General features: G+C 61.1%; 13 protein-coding genes. 5 read left to right on the top strand and 8 right to left on the bottom strand.

From position 1 onward, the window contains the following. Positions 1-4: 4 nt before the first annotated feature. On the bottom strand, positions 5-1678 hold the full coding sequence (locus tag JTJ32_RS10015; RefSeq protein WP_210041919.1) for a putative bifunctional diguanylate cyclase/phosphodiesterase: 1674 nt from the start codon (positions 1676-1678) through the stop codon (positions 5-7). A 205-nt stretch (positions 1679-1883) separates the two neighbouring features. Here JTJ32_RS10015 and rep point away from each other — a divergent pair, with 205 nt between their 5' ends. Then, entirely contained in the window at positions 1884-3893 is a 2010-nt protein-coding gene (gene rep / locus JTJ32_RS10010) for a DNA helicase Rep (RefSeq protein WP_210042202.1), read from the top strand. Positions 3894-3945: 52 nt separating this feature from the next. Then, the gene (locus JTJ32_RS10005; protein WP_099230842.1) at positions 3946-4515 is read left to right on the top strand and encodes a xanthine phosphoribosyltransferase; all 570 of its coding nucleotides are present in this window, start codon (positions 3946-3948) and stop codon (positions 4513-4515) included. 6 nt (positions 4516-4521) lie between these two features. On the opposite strand, the gene JTJ32_RS10000 is transcribed toward JTJ32_RS10005, so the two are convergent. Continuing rightward, positions 4522-5841 carry a sigma-54 interaction domain-containing protein gene (locus JTJ32_RS10000; RefSeq protein WP_184322392.1) on the bottom strand — a complete coding sequence of 440 codons (1320 nt, stop codon included), beginning with the start codon at positions 5839-5841 and terminating at the stop codon, positions 4522-4524. Positions 5842-6119: 278 nt separating this feature from the next. On the opposite strand from JTJ32_RS10000, the gene JTJ32_RS09995 reads away from it, so the two are divergent. Genes JTJ32_RS09995 through JTJ32_RS09985 form a run of 3 tightly spaced genes read left to right on the top strand, consistent with a single transcriptional unit; the run spans position 6120 to position 9094 of the window. Further along, on the top strand, positions 6120-7004 hold the full coding sequence (locus JTJ32_RS09995) for an MBL fold metallo-hydrolase (RefSeq protein ID WP_210041918.1): 885 nt from the start codon (positions 6120-6122) through the stop codon (positions 7002-7004). 25 nt (positions 7005-7029) lie between these two features. After that, entirely contained in the window at positions 7030-8283 is a 1254-nt protein-coding gene (locus JTJ32_RS09990; RefSeq protein ID WP_210041917.1) for an NAD(P)/FAD-dependent oxidoreductase, read from the top strand. Beyond that, positions 8276-9094 (top strand): sulfite exporter TauE/SafE family protein, encoded by an 819-nt coding sequence (locus tag JTJ32_RS09985; protein ID WP_210041916.1) that lies wholly within the window; start codon positions 8276-8278, stop codon positions 9092-9094. Before JTJ32_RS09990 ends, JTJ32_RS09985 begins: the two co-directional genes overlap by 8 nt. 57 nt (positions 9095-9151) lie before the next feature. Here JTJ32_RS09985 and JTJ32_RS09980 read toward each other — a convergent pair whose 3' ends face one another. The 6 genes from JTJ32_RS09980 to dadA form a co-directional block, all read right to left on the bottom strand. Then, the gene (locus tag JTJ32_RS09980; RefSeq protein WP_210041915.1) at positions 9152-11077 is read right to left on the bottom strand and encodes an acetyl-CoA hydrolase/transferase C-terminal domain-containing protein; all 1926 of its coding nucleotides are present in this window, start codon (positions 11075-11077) and stop codon (positions 9152-9154) included. A gap of 300 nt (positions 11078-11377) precedes the next feature. Further along, the gene (locus JTJ32_RS09975) at positions 11378-11800 is read right to left on the bottom strand and encodes a c-type cytochrome (protein WP_210041914.1); all 423 of its coding nucleotides are present in this window, start codon (positions 11798-11800) and stop codon (positions 11378-11380) included. Positions 11801-11984: 184 nt separating this feature from the next. Further along, positions 11985-12533 (bottom strand): cupin domain-containing protein, encoded by a 549-nt coding sequence (locus JTJ32_RS09970; protein WP_099230856.1) that lies wholly within the window; start codon positions 12531-12533, stop codon positions 11985-11987. A gap of 135 nt (positions 12534-12668) precedes the next feature. Next, positions 12669-13742, bottom strand: a complete 1074-nt coding sequence (alr, locus tag JTJ32_RS09965) for an alanine racemase (protein ID WP_184322398.1) — start codon at positions 13740-13742, stop codon at positions 12669-12671. Between the two features lie 72 nt (positions 13743-13814). After that, positions 13815-14168: a RidA family protein gene (locus JTJ32_RS09960; protein ID WP_004887130.1), complete on the bottom strand. Its 354-nt coding sequence runs from the start codon at positions 14166-14168 to the stop codon at positions 13815-13817. Further along, positions 14140-15441, bottom strand: coding sequence for a D-amino acid dehydrogenase (gene dadA, locus JTJ32_RS09955; protein WP_210041913.1), 1302 nt, complete (start codon positions 15439-15441; stop codon positions 14140-14142). Before dadA ends, JTJ32_RS09960 begins: the two co-directional genes overlap by 29 nt. Between the last annotated feature and the right edge of the window lie 134 nt (positions 15442-15575).

Genomic DNA, 15575 nt, shown 5'->3' with positions numbered 1-15575 from the left:
CGCGTCAGGAAGACGCCGGCTGGCGGGACGCTTCGCAGCGACTCGCGTCCGATTTCAGCCATTCCACCAGTTGTGGCATCGGCAACGGCCTGCTGATCAGGTAACCCTGCAATTGATCACAGGCAAAACCGCGCAACAGCGCCAGTTGTCCCGGCGTTTCGACGCCTTCGGCAACCACCTCCAGACTCAGGTTGTGCGCCAGATTGATCATCGCGTGCACCAGCTTGCGGTTTTCCTCACGGGTTTCCATTTCACCCACAAAGCTCTTGTCGATCTTCAGCAGCGTGATCGGCAGGCTGTTGAGGTGCATGAAGGACGAGTAACCGGTACCGAAGTCATCCAGCGAGAAACGCACGCCAAGACGTCCGAGGGCGTCCATGGTCTGCCGGACCTGATCGCTGCGGCGCATGACGGCGGTTTCGGTCAGTTCGAATTCCAGCCAGTGGGCGTCGATGTTGTGCTGAGCGATCAGCCGGCTCAGGGTTGCCAGTAACTGGCTGTCCTGAAACTGCCGAAACGAAAGGTTGATCGCCATGTGCAGTGGCGCGAAACCCTGTTCGCGGAGCACTTGCATGTCGCTCAGGGCGCGGAAGATAACCCAGTAACCCAGCGGCACGATCAGTCCGCTTTGCTCGGCCAGCGGTACGAACTCGTCGGGAGACAGCAGCCCCCGCTCGGGATGCCGCCAGCGTACCAGCGCTTCCAGGCCGACAATCCGGCCAGTACCCAGACACAGCCGGGGCTGGTAATGCAGCTCCAGCTCGTCGCGGCGCAGACCACGGCGTAACTCACCTTCCAGGTCCGTCAGGCTGCGGGCGTTGCGATTGATGCTGTCGTCGAACACGTGAAACGTGCAGCCATTGAGGCTCTTGGCTTGGCGCATGGCGATGTGCGCGTGCCACATCAGCGAGTCGGCGCCCGCTTCGGCCTGCGAATGAGCGATGCCAAGACTGCAGCCCAGCAGCAGACTTTCACCACCGATCCAGTAAGGCTCGGCCAACGCATCGGTGATGCGCTCGGCCACTTGCGTCGCCCGTCTGGCGTCTTGATGGGTGTCGATCAGCAGAGCGAATTCGTCGCCTCCCAGCCGAGCGACCTGGTCACCGGCCTGAAGCTGGTTCTTCACCCGCGCCACGACCTGCAGAATCAGCCGGTCGCCAGCCTGATAACCCAAGGCGTCATTGGCGCGGCGAAAGTCGTCCAGGTCCAGATGGCCGAGCGCCAGCTGGCTGCCACCGGCTAGACGTGCGGCCAGCATGGCCTGAAACCCCTGCCGGTTGGCAATCCCGGTCAGCGTGTCCTGTCCGGCCAGACGCTGCAGGTTTTCTTCAAGACGGCTACGCTCACGAACGTGCCGAAGGCAGCGACGAAGGGTATCGTCCGTCAGCGCATCGCGTACCAGCCAGTCATTGACGCCGGTCGGGTCGACCACAGGCGCTTCGTCGAGCAGCACCACCATTGGCAAGGTGCAACTGCCGGTGGGCGGCTGCAGACCGGGGGTGGTGAACAGCACCGTATTGCGCTCGTTGCCGTACCGGGCACTGAACACCTGCCAGTCGCAAGCGTGCAATAACGTGACGGCATTGCCCGGGTCAGTCAGACAACCGCTCAACAGCGTCTGCCAGGATGGCTCTTGCGTCAGCAAAAGCAACCGCAGGGGTTCGACAGGCGTAGGCAATCTAACTTCCTAAGTTCAAAGGAAAAAACGATGATCACGCTCCCTCGGGAACGCAACGAATACACTTCTCTTCGCGCTGCGGCGCAAATGTAACAAAAAAGCAGAAATTAGATAGCCGTTACGACCTTTCTACGATGACCGCCGCATGAAACCTGCGGGCCTGCTAAAATGCCCGACCTTTTCGAAAGCGACCTTTCAGACCGTCATGTCCCGACTCAATCCCCGGCAACAGGAAGCGGTGAACTACGTCGGCGGCCCTCTTTTGGTGCTCGCCGGTGCAGGCTCCGGCAAAACCAGCGTGATCACGCGCAAGATCGCGCACCTGATCCAGAACTGCGGCATCAAGGCCCAGTACATCGTCGCCATGACCTTTACCAACAAGGCCGCGCGCGAGATGAAGGAGCGTGTCGGCACGCTGCTCAGGGCGGGTGAAGGACGCGGCCTGACCGTCTCGACGTTCCACAACCTGGGCCTCAATGTCATCCGCAAGGAGCACACGCGGCTGGGTTACAAGCCGGGCTTCTCGATCTTTGACGAGGCCGACGTCAAGGCGTTGATGACCGACATCATGCAGAAAGAGTATTCGGGCGACGACGGCGTCGACGAAATCAAGAACATGATCGGCGCCTGGAAAAACGACTTGATCCTGCCCGCCGAAGCGCTGGAAAACTCGCGCAACCCCAAGGAGCAGACCGCCGCCATTGTCTACACCCACTATCAGCGCACGCTCAAGGCGTACAACGCGGTGGACTTCGACGACCTGATCCTGCTGCCGGTGAAGCTGTTCCAGGAACACGCCGACATTCTGGAAAAGTGGCAGAACAAGGTCCGCTACCTGCTGGTGGACGAATATCAGGACACCAACGCCAGCCAGTACCTGCTGGTCAAGCTGCTGATCGGTACGCGGCATCAGTTCACCGTGGTGGGCGACGACGACCAGTCGATCTACGCCTGGCGCGGCGCACGGCCGGAAAACCTGATGCTGCTCAAGGACGACTACCCGTCGTTGAAAGTGGTGATGCTGGAGCAGAACTACCGCTCCACCAGCCGCATCCTGCGCTGCGCCAACGTACTGATTTCCAACAACCCGCACGAATTCGAGAAACAGCTCTGGTCCGAGATGGGCCACGGCGACGAGATCCGGGTTATCCGCTGCCGTAACGAAGACGCCGAGGCCGAGCGCGTCGCCGTGGAAATTCTCACCCTGCATCTGCGCACCGACCGGCCTTACAGCGACTTTGCGATCCTGTACCGCGGTAACTATCAGGCCAAGCTGATCGAGCTGAAACTTCAGCACCATCAGATTCCGTATCGCCTGTCAGGTGGCAACAGCTTCTTCGGCCGTCAGGAAGTGAAAGACCTGATGGCCTATTTCCGCCTGCTCGTGAACCCGGACGATGACAACGCCTTTTTGCGGGTCATCAACGTGCCGCGTCGGGAAATCGGCTCGACCACGCTGGAAAAACTTGGCAACTACGCCACCGAGCGCAAGATTTCGATGTACGCCGCCACCGACGAAATCGGTCTGGGCGAGCATCTGGACAGCCGTTTCACCGACCGCCTGCAACGCTTCAAACGCTGGATGGATGGCGTGCGCCAGCAATGTGCGCAGAACGACCCTATCGCCGCGCTACGCAGCATGGTGATGGACATCGATTACGAAAACTGGCTGCGTCAGAACAGCTCCAGCGAGAAAGCCGCCGATTACCGCATGAGTAACGTCTGGTTTCTGATCGAAGCGTTGAAGAACACGCTGGAGAAGGACGAAGAAGGCGGTATGACCATTGAGGAAGCCATCGGCAAGCTGGTCCTGCGCGACATGCTCGAACGTCAGCAGGAAGAGGAAGACGGTGCCGAAGGTGTGCAGATGATGACCTTGCACGCGTCCAAGGGCCTTGAGTTTCCCTATGTATTCATCATGGGCATGGAAGAAGAAATTCTGCCTCACCGTTCCAGCATCGAAGCCGACACCATCGAAGAAGAGCGTCGCCTGGCCTACGTGGGCATCACCCGTGCGCGCCAGACCCTGGCCTTCACTTTCGCTGCCAAGCGCAAGCAGTACGGCGAGATCATCGACTGCGCACCCAGCCGTTTTCTCGATGAATTGCCGCCTGACGACCTGGCCTGGGAAGGTAACGACGACACCCCGACTGAAGTCAAGGCGGTACGCGGCAACACGGCCCTGGCGGATATCCGCGCCATGCTGAAGCGCTGACCGGCACAAGAATCGATCATTTATTGCGCAATGGCGCACCCAAGGAACCGAAGTGGAAGCACTGCACAAGAAGATTCGCGAAGAAGGCATCGTACTGTCCGACCAGGTCCTGAAGGTCGATGCGTTCCTCAACCATCAGATCGACCCTGCGTTGATGAAGGCCATTGGCGATGAGTTCGCCCGGCTGTTCGCAGACGCGGGCGTTACCAAGATCGTCACCATCGAAGCGTCGGGCATCGCGCCAGCGGTCATGGCGGGCCTGAACATGGGTGTGCCGGTGATCTTCGCGCGCAAGCATCAGTCGTTGACCCTGACTGAAAACCTGCTGTCGGCCACGGTGTACTCGTTCACCAAACAGGTCGAAAGCACTGTCGCGATCTCGCCGCGTCACTTGAGCAGCGACGACCATGTGCTGATCATTGATGACTTTCTGGCCAACGGCAAAGCCTCGCAGGCGCTGATTTCAATCATCAAGCAAGCAGGCGCCACCGTTGCCGGACTGGGCATCGTGATCGAGAAGTCCTTTCAGGGCGGCCGCGCCGAGCTGGACGCGCAGGGTTATCGCGTCGAGTCGCTGGCGCGGGTCGAATCGCTGGCTGACGGCGTCGTCACCTTCAAATAACAGGGTTCAGTTCAGCACGCCGAGCGCGCGCAACCGTCGATACAGGGTGCGCTCGCTCAACCCCAGCTCTTTTGCCAGCTCGCTGCGTGAGCCCTGAAATACGCTGAGGGCGTGCGCAAGCTTTTCCAGCCCGTCGTCCTGACGGCGATGCAGAACACGAACCGCCTCGCTGTGCCCACGGACTTCGTCGGGCAGGTCCTGCACGCGAATCACCCCGTCGTCGGTGAACAACCGGGCGCGGTCGAGAATATTGCGCAGCTCGCGAATATTGCCGGGGTAGCTGTACAGCCGCAGCCGTTTCATGGCTTCGGGATCGATACGCGGCACCGCCCCTTGCGAGCCGCGCTGCAACAGGCTGTCGATCAGCAGCGCCAAATCATCGGTACGCTCGCGCAGAGCGGGCAGGCGGATCGGGAAAGCGCTGATGCGATAGAACAGGTCCTGCCGGAAAGTACCCTCAGCCACCATGTCCTTGAGCGGTTTGTGAGTTGCGGTCACCAGCCGGAAGTCCGAATGCACCGTTCTCAGACTACCTACCGGCCGGAAGCTGCCCGACTCGATCAGCCTCAGCAGCTTGACCTGCATGGCCAATGGCACCTCACCTATCTCGTCGAGAAACAATGTGCCGCCGTGGGCCGCTTCGGCCAAGCCGGTCTTGCGTTGCAAGGCTCCGGTGAATGCGCCCTTTTCATAGCCGAACAGCTCGCTCTCCAACAGCGTTTCGGTCAGCCCGGTGCAGTCCACGACCACCAGCGGTCCGGCAGAGCGCGAGCTGCTGGCGTGCAGAGCGCGAGCGAACAGCTCCTTGCCGGTGCCGGACTCACCTTGCAGCAATACCGGAATCTGCGCGGGCGCGGCGCGTTGCAGTGCCGCCAGAACCTCTTTGAACGCGGCGCAGCGACCGACCAGCCCGTGCCGCTGGGGCTGAACCGACGCCACGGCCACCGAACTCAGTCGCTCTACATAGGCAATCACCTCGCCCTGATCGCCCAGGATCGGACGCAACTCAACATCCACATGCTCCGGGCCACGCGGGGTGTGATGGATATGCAGAAGGCGCTCCGGCAGCCTGGTTTCATGCGCCTTGCGCATGGGGCAGTGCTCACCGGCCTGATCGCAGGGCACCGCGTATTGATGCGACACCCGATAGCACTTTTCGCCCACATGCGGCACGCCCTCGACCCCGAATTGACGCTGGTAGGCGGTGTTGGCTGCGATGATGTTGTAGTCGGTGTCGAGCACGATGGTGGGACGCGCATCGTGTTCAAGGTAGGACACCAGTGACCGCATGCGGCTGCCAGGTGAGTCGGTGGCGATGAGGGACATGAGGTTTCCGATTCTGGACGCAGGGTGAGCGTGGTGAAGCTTATCCCATCGGGCTGCCAGATGCTGCCAATCACTGCCACTTCACTGCCAGAAAGTGGCAGCAACGTCGACAGCAGACCCATAAAACTCTCTGCCTCAATCCGATGAAAGCACTCCAAATAAAGGATCCGAGCCTGCTCTCGCTCTGGTTGGCATGCTACTTGTAGTAGCTAACGAAACTGCCAACCGCCTTGCCTGCCACTGCGGGTACGCGCGATTTACAGTCAGGAGATTTGAAGATGATCATCGGTGAAACGCTCTATGTCGAAGCGCTGTTCGACAGCCAGACCTGTACCGTCAGTTACCTGGTGATGGACCTGCATGGCAAACAGTGCGCAATCATCGACAGCGTGCTCGATTACGATCCCAAATCCGGACGTACTCACACCGCCTCTGCTGACCGGATGATCGGCCGCGTACGGGCCTTGCAGGCCTCGGTGCAGTGGATCCTGGAAACCCACGTACACGCCGATCACATGTCCGCGGCGGCCTACCTGAAGGAACACCTGACCGGGCAGATCGCAATCGGTCGGCACATTACCCAGGTTCAGGAAACCTTCGGCGCGCTGTTCAACGCCCCGGCCGACTTCGCCCGCAATGGCAGCCAGTTCGACGTCCTGCTGGACGATGGCGCGACATTCTCCATTGGTTCGCTGCAAGCCCGCGCGCTGCACACACCGGGTCACACCCCGGCGTGCATGAGCTACCTGGTCGAGATCGGCGGTCAGACGGTAGCCTTCGTCGGCGATACGCTATTCATGCCCGACTACGGCACCGCCCGCTGCGACTTCCCCGGAGCCAGTGCACGCACGCTGTACCGCTCGATCCGCAGGCTTCTGGACCTGCCGCCGCAGACCCTGCTGTTCATGTGCCACGACTACCTGCCGGGAGGCCGGGAACTCAAGTACATGACCACCGTGGCCGAACAACGCGCCAGCAACATTCATGTACGTGACGGCATCGATGAGGACGCCTTCGTCAGCATGCGCGAAGCCCGTGATGCAACGCTGGAAATGCCAGTCCTCATGCTGCCCTCGGTGCAGGTCAACATGCGCTGCGGTCACCTTCCCGAACCTGAAGACAACGGCGTGCGCTACCTGAAAATCCCGCTCAACTCCCTCTGAACCCAGCCAGCTCCGGACTTCTGCAATGACTGCCTCAAACGCTTCCTGCCAGATCCTGATCGTCGGGGCCGGCGCTGCCGGTATCTCGACGGCAGCGAGCCTGCTCGCCCGCGACAAGACATTGAACATCACGCTCGTCGACCCGGCCGACACGCACTATTACCAGCCTGGCTGGACCCTGGTCGGGGCAGGCATCTTCTCGCCCGAAGCCACCGCCCGCAGCATGGCGTCGCTGATGCCCGATGACGTGCAATGGATCAAGGTCGCCGTGGCGAGTTTCGAACCGCAGCTCAACAGCCTGACGCTGCAGGACGGCCGCACGCTCGGTTATCAGCAATTGGTGGTCTGCCCTGGGCTCAAGCTGGACTGGGCCGCCATCGACGGGCTGGTCGAAACGCTGGGCAGCAACGGCGTGACCTCCAACTACCGTTACGATCTGGCGCCCTACACGTGGAAGCTGGTGCAGAACCTGAAGCAAGGCCGCGCACTGTTCACCCAGCCACCGATGCCTATCAAATGTGCGGGTGCGCCGCAAAAAGCCATGTACCTGTCCTGCGATCACTGGCGCAAGGCGGGTCGTCAGGAGCAGATAAAGACACAGTTCTTCAACGCAGGAGCCGCGCTGTTTGGCGTGGCGGACTACATTCCGGCCCTCATGAAATATGTCGATCGCTACGCCATCGATCTCCAGTTCAGCCACAGGCTGGTCGCGGTCGATGGCCCCGGCAAACGCGCAACCTTTGTCCGTACAGGGCCTGACGGGGTCAGTGAACGCGTCGAGCAGGGCTTCGAGATGCTGCACGTCGTGCCGCCACAGACCGCTCCGGATTTCATTCGCACCAGCCCGTTGGCGGATGCAGCAGGTTGGGTGGACGTGGATCCGGCCACGCTTCGTCATAAGCAGTTCGCCAATGTGCATGGCTTGGGTGATGCCACTAACACCAGCAACGCCAAGACCGCAGCGGCGGCCCGAAAGCAGGCGCCCGTGGTTGCCCATAACGTGCTGGTGGCGATGGGGCGCCTGGCTGACCCGGTTGTCTACGACGGTTATGGCTCATGCCCGCTGACGGTCGAGAAAGGCAGGATCGTGCTCGCCGAATTTCTGTATGGCGGGAAAGTCGCGCCGAGTTTTCCGCAATGGCTGCTCAACGGACGCCAGCCCAGCCGTCTGGCCTGGTGGCTGAAGGAGCGCGTGCTGCCGCCGCTGTATTGGCACGGCATGCTCAAGGGTCGCGAGTGGCTGGCGAAACCGAAAAAGGCCGCTGCCGAACATGGATGAACATCAACTGTTGGGCACGGCGCTCGGCGCGATCATCGGTGCAGTACTGGCGCTGACTGGCGCGGGCGGCGGTATTCTCGCCGTGCCGTTGCTGGTGTTCGGGCTGGGGCTGTCAATTGTCGAGGCGGCACCGGTCGGTTTACTGGCCGTGGGCATGGCGGCCGGTGTGGGCGCAGTGTTGGGTTTGCGTCAGGGCATCGTGCGTTATCGCGCTGCGGCTTATATCGCGGGGATCGGCGTCGTGCTGGCGCCGCTGGGGTTGTGGCTGGCCCATCATCTGCCCAATGCACCGCTGGCGCTGATTTTTTCGGCCGTGTTGCTGTATGCCTGCACGCGCATGCTGCTCAGGGCCCAACGCGAACTGCGCAACGGTAAACCCGCCCCGCGTGCCGACGTGCTGCCCTGCGTACTCAATCCGTTGCAAGGACGATTGCGCTGGACCATGCCGTGCCTGCGGGCGTTGACGCTGACCGGCATCGGCTCGGGGCTGCTGTCCGGCCTGCTCGGCGTGGGCGGCGGTTTCGTGATTGTGCCTGCACTGACGCGCTACACCGACCTGGATATGAAAAGTGTCATGGCCACATCGCTGGCGGTGATTGCTCTGGTATCGACCGGCAGCGTCGTTACAGCCTCGCTGAGCGGGGTGATGCACTGGGGCGTCGGACTGCCGTTTGCACTGGGCGCGCTGATCGGCCTGCTGGCGGGCAGGCAGATCTCACACTACCTGGCAGGCCCCAGGTTGCAGCAGTTGTTTGCCGGCTGCGGGATCATTGCGGCAGGCATGCTGGCGGTCTCAGCGCTGCACGGCTGATGATCGTGCGCGTCGCTCTGTGTGGGTGGCGTCATCACGCCGGAGTGGGAACGACGATCATGAGATAGCCGTATTCTGCAATCCGGCCAGCAGAAGCCTTTGATACAGCTCTTCGCGCAATCCCTGCGGCTGATCAAGCTGCATGCGTTGCAGATGTTCCCTATAGGCACCCGGCTCCGGCGCATCGAGGGTGGCTTTGCCCAGCTCCAGAATCTCGGTGATCTTGAATTTGCCCTTGAGCCAGTTCAGCGCCCTCAGCAGGTCGCGCTCCTGTGCGGAGAAGTCGGAGCCCAGCGGGTATTCGGTGAACAGCGCCGGATAGCGTGAAGCAATGTCCTGCAAACGCTCAGGCGTATTCTGCGTGAAGCGCGGATCCAGGCTGAAGTTCTTCGGCAACTTTCCGGCCTTTTGCGCCTGCTCTATCAGGCCGCTCTGGAAGCGCGAGTCGCTGATGTTCAACAGACGCTCGATAACGGTCGCATCAGTCTGGCCACGCAAATCGGCGATGCCATATTCGGTCACGACGATGTCGCGCAGGTGTCGGGGGATGGTTGTGTGGCCGTATGCCCAGACGATATTGGACGTGGTCTCGCCGCCCGACTCCCGCCAGCTGCGCAGCATCAGGATCGAACGGGCGTCCTCCAGTGCGTGGGCCTGCGCCACAAAGTTGTACTGCCCGCCTACACCACTGATGACACGTCCATCTTCCAGCTGATCGGCCACTGCAGCGCCCATCAGTGTGACGGTGAAGGCACTGTTGATGAACCGCGCATCACGACGCTGCAAGCGCTTGAGTTCTTCGTGGCCGTACAGTTCGTTGATGTAGCTGATGGCGGTCATGTTGAACTGCGCCAGGCGCTCGGCAGGCAACTCGCGCAGTCGCTCGTAGAAGCTGGTCGGGCCGAGGAAAAATCCACCGTGCACCACCACACCATCGGGATGAGCGTTTTCATCCAGCGTGCCCATGTTGGCCAGCCGCTGCAGCTCGGCGTCGGGGTACACCTTACGCCGAATGATCCCGGCATCGGCCAGCACCAGCAGACCGTTGACGAACATTTCGCTGCAACCGTACAGACCGCTGGCAAAGGGTTGCATCCCGCCTTCACGGTCAATCAGGGTCTGCCAGTTGCTCATGTTCAACTCGGCCAGCAAGGCGCGCCAGGTTTCGTTATCCGCCTGACGGGCCAGCAATGCGCCGGTCAGCGCATCGCCCATCGAGCCGATGCCGATCTGCAGCGTGCCGCCGTCACGCACGAGGGTACTGGCATGCAGGCCGATCAAATGGTCCTGATAGCCCACCGGCATATTCGGGGTGGAAAACAACGTGCTGTGTTCTTCTTCATCCAGCAGCAGGTCGAACGCCACGCTATCCAGCTCCGAATCTCCGGGCATGTAGGGCAAGTCACTGTGTACCTGCCCAAGTATCAGAATGGTTTCGCCGGCTGCACGGCGCTTGGCGATCATCGGCAGCAGGTCGAGGGTTACGTCCGGGTTGCAACTGAGGCTCAACTTGCCGGGCCGTTGATCGTCATGCGCCACCAGTTGCGCGATGAGGTTCAGGCCACAGGCATTGATGTCGCGGGCGGCGTGGCTGTAATTGCTGCTGACATAATCCTGCTGGGCAGACTCGCTGTTGAGCAGGCTGCCTGGCTGCATGAAGAACTGCTGAACACGGATGTTGTCCGGCAGGTTGTCGCGGCGCAGTGCAGCCAGATAATCGAGTTCGGGATAATCACCGAAAGTGCGTTCCAGAAACGGCTCGAGAAAGCGCGCCTGCAAGCCTTCACCCGGTGTCGGCCGACCCAGGCTCAACGCGGTGTAGATCGTCAGCCGCCGCTCGGGCAATTCACTGATCCGTTGATACAGCGCGTTGACGAAACGATTGGGCTTGCCCAGCCCAAGCGGCATGCCGAGGTGAATGTGCTCGGGCAACTGCGAAAGAACGTGATCAACGGCTTGCTCGATGGAACAGGACTGCGGCATCCCAGCTCTCCTGATTTGTTATTGGTTGCAGCTTGGACAGGTGCGGGCGGGAAAGTGCTGCGTGGCGTGCGATTTGATCGTTTCATGCTCTGCGCCCGCTCCAGAGCCAGAACAACAATCGCTGACTGAACAGACACCCTGTGGGAGGCGGCTTGCTGGCGAGGCGGTCTCTGCAGCGCCGTATCAGTGACTGGGCTGACGTCATCGCCGGCAAGCCGCTTCCCACAATCCGCTATCTACTGCGAAACCTGTGTTAACCGGCGAGCCCGGAACATCGACTCGATCAGCAGCCAGAAATAATTACTTCAACCCCGACATTTTCTGAATGGCAGCCTTGAGGTCTTCATCAGAGCAATCACCACACGTGCCCTTGGGCGGCATGGCGTTGATGCCAGTGATGGCCTTGGCCAGCAGGCCGTCCAGGCCACCTTCTTTTCCGGCTCGCTCGGTCCAGGCGGCGGTGTCGCCAATTTTCGGCGCATTGGGCATGACGCCGCTGTGGCAGACGTTGCAGTGTTTGGCGATCACATCGTCCGCTGATCTGGGACCGCCCGCGCTGGCAGAACCTGCGACCTGCACTCCGGGACACTCCTTGCCCTGAATACAGACCTGCCCGACCGGATCGAGTCGCCTGGCGATCTCTTCATTGCTCGCCGCCTGCGCGTTGAGTGCCCAGAACGCCAGCGCCGCAGCGACGGCCAGAAGCTTGTTTGTCAGGTTCACGCGAACGCCCTCGAGGAGACTGGGTCACACCTGCGGGAACAGGCTGGCAGGCTGAAAAAGTATAGCGGCCAGCTGACGGGGCTGAAATGCACACGCAGTCGGAAAGGTGCCTTCGGCGACGAACATGATCCACCGCCAGAACGCCGCAAAGCGCCTGAAAGCACGGGCTGCGGATCAACGGCGGTCAGAAGTTGGCAGGGGTGGCTGCGCTGATCAGTCGCGCCGGGGCGTCGAACGGATTGCGAAAACGGTGCGGACGGGTGCTTTCAAAGTAATAGCTGTCGCCGACTTCGAGGACGTAAGTGTCCAGCCCGACTACCAGTTCCAGGCGTCCTTCAACGACGATGCCGGTTTCTTCACCCTCATGAACCAGCATTTCCTCGCCCGTGTCGGCACCCGGCGGGTAGGTCTCGGTGAGAAAGGCGATGGCGCGGCCCTGGTGCGACTTGCCGACCAGTTTCATGGTCACGGCACCGTCCGAGATATCGATCAGTTCGCTGGCTTTGTAAACCACCTGAGTCGGGTTCTCGGCTTCGATCTCTTCGGAGAAGAATTCGACCATCGACATGGGAATACCGCCCAGCACCTTGCGCAGGGAACTGATCGACGGGCTGACGCTGTTTTTCTCGATCATGGAAATGGTGCTGTTGGTCACGCCTGCACGCTTGGCGAGTTCACGCTGGGACAGGCCCTTGAGCTTGCGGATCGATTGCAGTCGTTCACCCACGTCCAATGCGGTATTCCCCCGGATTCAGTCAGGTCAAGTTGTTATGAACGCCATGATGGCACAGCGTTCGATATTTACAACACTCGACCGGCGACCGGAACTTTGGTGTTATCGGCGATGGGCAGACGTCAAGACAACGTCTCAGCTTTCGGAATAGACCCGTGGCACTCGGCGCAGATTGCAGAATATCTGATAGGGAATGGTGCCCGCGTGTGCGGCGACATCGCTGGCCAGCACGTTCTTGCCCCAGAGTTCGACGCGGCTGCCCAGACCTGCCTGAGGTAGACCCGTCAGGTCGACGCCGAGCATGTCCATGGACACCCGGCCTACGATTCTTGAGGGCTGACCCTCGATGAATACCGGTGTTCCGGTCGGTGCCTGACGCGGGTAACCGTCGGCGTAACCCATGGCCACGACGCCGATGCGTGAAGGACGATCCGTCACGAAGGTGGCGCCATAACCCACAGGCTCACCTGCGGCCAGTTCGCGGACACTGATGATCTTCGACTCCAGGGTCATGACCGGCTGCAGGCGATCCGCCAGCGGCTGCGACTCACCAAACGGCGTGGCGCCATAGAGCATGATGCCGGGCCGTACCCAGTCGCTGTGAATCGTCGGCCAGCCCAGCACGGCGGGCGAATTTTTCAGACTGGTCTCGGCAGCGAGCCCCTGACGGGCCGCATCGAACACCGCGACCTGATCATCGCTGGTCGAACAGTTCAATTCGTCAGCACGCGAAAAGTGGCTCATCAGCACAATCCTGGCCACCTTGCCGGTTGCCAGCAGACGTTGATACGCGCTGCGGTACTCCGACGGATCCAGGCCTACCCGATGCATGCCCGTGTCCAGCTTGAGCCAAACCGTGACGGGCCTGGCAAGACGTGCCTGCTCGACCGCTTCCAGTTGCCATGTCGAATGGACGACCGTCCACAAGTCATGCCGGGCGATCAGCGCCAGCTCGTCGGCCTCGAAAAAGCCTTCAAGTAACAGGATGGGCGCTGTGATACCGGCGGCACGCAGCTCCAGCGCCTCTTCGATGCAGGCCACTGCAAACCCGTCCGCCATCGCCTCCAGCGCCTGCGCGACACGCACGGCCCCATGGCCATAGGCGTCGGCCTTGATCACGGCGAGCGCTTTCGCACCGGCGCTTTCGCGGGCCAACTGGTAGTTGTGACGCAGGGCTTGAAGATCGACGAGGGCGCGGGCTGGACGCATGAGAAAGGTATTGCCTGAAGAGGTTGTAAAAAAGCCCGACGCCGAGGGTGCGTCGCCGGGCCGGGAAACAGGTTACGGCAGTGCAGCGACCACCGACAGCTCGACCAGAATTTCCGGTTCGCACAGCTTGGCTTCGACAGTAGCGCGAGCCGGGGCAACGCCTTTTGGCAGCCATTTGTCCCACACGCTGTTCATGCCTGCGAAGTCGGCATCGATGTCTTTCAGGTAAATCGTCACGGACAGGATACGGGTCTTGTCGGTGCCTGCCAGATCGAGCAGACGCTCGATGCTGTCCAGCGTTTCCTGGGTCTGTTTCTCGACACCGGCGGTCATGTCATCGCCCACCTGGCCCGACAAATAGACGGTGCCGTTGTGGACGACGATCTGACTCATGCGCTCATTGGTGAGCTGGCGCTGGATTGACATGCTTTGCGTTCTCCTGGGTACTGCCATAGCGAGAGATATCAAGGCCTTCGGCACTGATCTGGGGTGTCTTGCGAGCCATGAGGTCGGCGAGCAAACGGCCTGAACCGCACGCCATCGTCCAGCCCAACGTGCCGTGGCCGGTGTTGAGGAACAGGTTGCGGAACGGCGTGGCACCCACGATCGGCGTGCCATCCGGCGTGGTGGGACGCAGCCCGGTCCAGAAACTGGCCTGGGTCAGGTCGCCGCCGTGAGGATAGAGGTCACCGACGATCATCTCCAGTGTTTCGCGCCGACGCGGATTGAGCGACAGGTCAAAACCGGCGATTTCGGCCATGCCGCCGACGCGGATGCGGTTGTCGAAACGAGTGATTGCGACCTTGTAGGTCTCGTCAAGAATGGTCGAGGTCGGTGCCATGGCCGGATCAGTGATCGGGATGGTCAGCGAATAGCCTTTCAGCGGATAGACCGGGGCTTTGATGCCCAGCGGCTTGAGCAGCTTCGGCGAGTAGCTGCCCAGCGCCAGCACGTAACGGTCAGCGGTTTCCAGCTTGCCGTCGATCCACACGCCGTTGATGCGGTCACCGGCAAAATCCAGACGCTCGATGCTCTGCCCGTAACGGAACTCGACGCCCAGTTTCTCGGCCATTTCGGCCAGACGCGTGGTGAACAGCTGGCAGTCGCCGGTCTGATCGTTGGGCAGGCGCAGCGCACCGCTCAAGATCCCGGTCACGCCCGCCAGAGCGGGTTCGACGCGGGCGATGCCTTCGCGGTCGAGCAGCTCGTAAGGCACGCCGGACTGCTCGAGCACGGCGATATCCTTGGCGGCGTTATCCAGCTGCGCCTGGGTGCGGAACAACTGGGTAGTGCCCAGGCTGCGGCCCTCGTAAGCGATGCCGGTCTCCAGACGCAGCTCGTCGAGACAGTCGCGGCTGTACTCGGACAACCGCACCATGCGCTCCTTGTTCACGGCATAACGGCTGGCCGTGCAGTTGCGCAGCATCTGCGCCATCCACAGGTATTGATCGATATCGGCCGTGGCCTTGATTGCCAGCGGTGCGTGGCGTTGCAGCAGCCACTTGATCGCCTTGAGCGGCACACCCGGCGCAGCCCACGGCGAGGCGTAGCCCGGCGAGACCTGACCGGCGTTGGCAAAGCTGGTTTCCATGGCTGCAGCAGGCTGACGGTCGACCACAGTGACCTGAAAGCCGGACCGCGCCAGATAGTAGGCACTGGTTATACCGATCACACCACTACCAAGGACCAGAACGCGCATGTCGATGACCTCATCGCGGATATCCGCTGACGTTTTGAAGTTTTAAGCAAGGATGTGGCCAGTATATTGAGCATCGAGCAGTGCTTTTAACTGTATAAATGCCTATATTCGGTGTTAATCCACGGCAAAGATCG

Origin of the sequence: Pseudomonas alliivorans (assembly GCF_017826695.1) — a bacterium.
In the GTDB taxonomy this organism is placed as follows: Bacteria; Pseudomonadota; Gammaproteobacteria; order Pseudomonadales; family Pseudomonadaceae; genus Aquipseudomonas; species Aquipseudomonas alliivorans.
Note: the sequence above shows the minus strand (reverse complement) of the source record. Positions and strands in the feature narration are given on the sequence as shown.

Excerpts from the sequence above, each read along its gene's own strand:
- rep (WP_210042202.1), top strand. The coding sequence starts at position 1,884 with ATGTCCCGACTCAATCCCCGGCAACAGGAAGCGGTGAACTACGTCGGC.
- JTJ32_RS10000 (WP_184322392.1), bottom strand. The coding sequence starts at position 5,841 with ATGTCCCTCATCGCCACCGACTCACCTGGCAGCCGCATGCGGTCACTG.
- JTJ32_RS09995 (WP_210041918.1), top strand. The coding sequence starts at position 6,120 with ATGATCATCGGTGAAACGCTCTATGTCGAAGCGCTGTTCGACAGCCAG.
- JTJ32_RS09990 (WP_210041917.1), top strand. The coding sequence starts at position 7,030 with ATGACTGCCTCAAACGCTTCCTGCCAGATCCTGATCGTCGGGGCCGGC.
- JTJ32_RS09985 (WP_210041916.1), top strand. The coding sequence starts at position 8,276 with ATGGATGAACATCAACTGTTGGGCACGGCGCTCGGCGCGATCATCGGT.
- JTJ32_RS09980 (WP_210041915.1), bottom strand. The coding sequence starts at position 11,077 with ATGCCGCAGTCCTGTTCCATCGAGCAAGCCGTTGATCACGTTCTTTCG.
- alr (WP_184322398.1), bottom strand. The coding sequence starts at position 13,742 with ATGCGTCCAGCCCGCGCCCTCGTCGATCTTCAAGCCCTGCGTCACAAC.
- JTJ32_RS09960 (WP_004887130.1), bottom strand. The coding sequence starts at position 14,168 with ATGTCAATCCAGCGCCAGCTCACCAATGAGCGCATGAGTCAGATCGTC.
- dadA (WP_210041913.1), bottom strand. The coding sequence starts at position 15,441 with ATGCGCGTTCTGGTCCTTGGTAGTGGTGTGATCGGTATAACCAGTGCC.